Genomic DNA, 1,259 nt, shown 5'->3' with positions numbered 1-1,259 from the left:
GTAGAGTGAAGGGCTGGGCATCCAGCCCCTCCTCATCAAACCGTACGTGAGGTTTTCCCTCATACGGCTTTCCGACGTTCTTCACCTCGAGCATTACGGTGTCCCCAGGAGGAAACGGTTTTCAAGCCACTCATGAGCAAAGCATCATCCAATTCTGGTCCCCATCTCTGAAATTTTCGCTTGTGCTTGTTACGTAGGAAGATAAATAATCTTCTGCGAATATGCCGATCAATTTTCCGCAGAAAACGGTTGGAAACCGCTGGGTCAATCTTACCGTAGTATCCTTGCCATCCTTGAATGTGCGGGTTCAGTTCTTTCACCATGTCCTGAAGCGACCATGGAAGTCGGCTTCTTGATGCGGTTATTTCCTTCACCCTATCCCGCATCTTCTTCATGGCTTTCTTTGATGGAAAGCTGCGTAGGATGTGAGCTAATCCTCCCTTGCTCTTCCACGGTAATTTACGGTGATGCATTCCCAGAAAATCGAATCCCCCTGTATCATTGTATACATTCACAAGCTTAGACTTTTGCGTATTCATAGAGAGTTCCAGTTTCCTAAAGACATTCTTTAGCACATTCACTGCTTCCAGCGCATGCTCCCGTTTATGGCAGAGGATCACGAAGTCGTCAGCGTAGCGGACGAGTGTTCCAAGATGAGTGAACTGCTTTTCCCAAACCGTATCAAGATAGTTCAGATAGATGTTTGCAAGCAGTGGTGAGATCACTCCGCCTTGGGGGCTCCCGATCTTCGTGTCATGAAACTGATCATCTTTTATGACTCCGGCTGTGAGCCATCCGCGTATCAACTTCAAGATTCTTCGATCGCTGATGCGCTTAGCAACAAGCAGCATCAGCTTGTCATGGGGGATGTTGTCAAAGTATCCGGAGATATCTACATCCACCACCCAGTAGATCGGGTTATCCTTCGTCGTGCGCCGGATCTTCTCAATGGCTTGCTTCGCGCCGCGTTTCGGACGGAATCCGTACGAACAGTCCCGAAAATCCGCTTCGAAGATCGGTTCCATCATCATCTTGGTCGCCATCTGGACGAGTCGGTCTCGAATTGTGGGAATGCCTAGTGGTCTCATCTTTCCGTCCGGTTTCGGAATGTCTTTCCTCCGAACCGGAGAAGGACGATACTTACCGTTGACAAGCAGCTCTCTCGTTTCTTGAATAAGCTGTTCCTCTCCATATTCCTGAACGATGTATTGAATCGTTATCCGATCAATCCCGGCGCTTCCTCCGTTCGCCTTAACTCG

At 48.8% G+C, this 1,259-nt stretch carries 1 protein-coding gene; it reads right to left on the bottom strand.

The window, feature by feature from the left end:
• Positions 1-59 precede the first annotated feature (59 nt).
• Positions 60-1,259: group II intron reverse transcriptase/maturase (ltrA, locus tag ACFQ0C_RS31660; RefSeq protein WP_379372866.1), on the bottom strand; the 1,200-nt coding region annotated here is incomplete at its 5' end.

Source organism: Paenibacillus sp. GCM10027630, from assembly GCF_042676305.1.
GTDB lineage: Bacteria > Bacillota > Bacilli > Paenibacillales > NBRC-103111 > Paenibacillus_S.
Note: the sequence above shows the minus strand (reverse complement) of the source record. Positions and strands in the feature narration are given on the sequence as shown.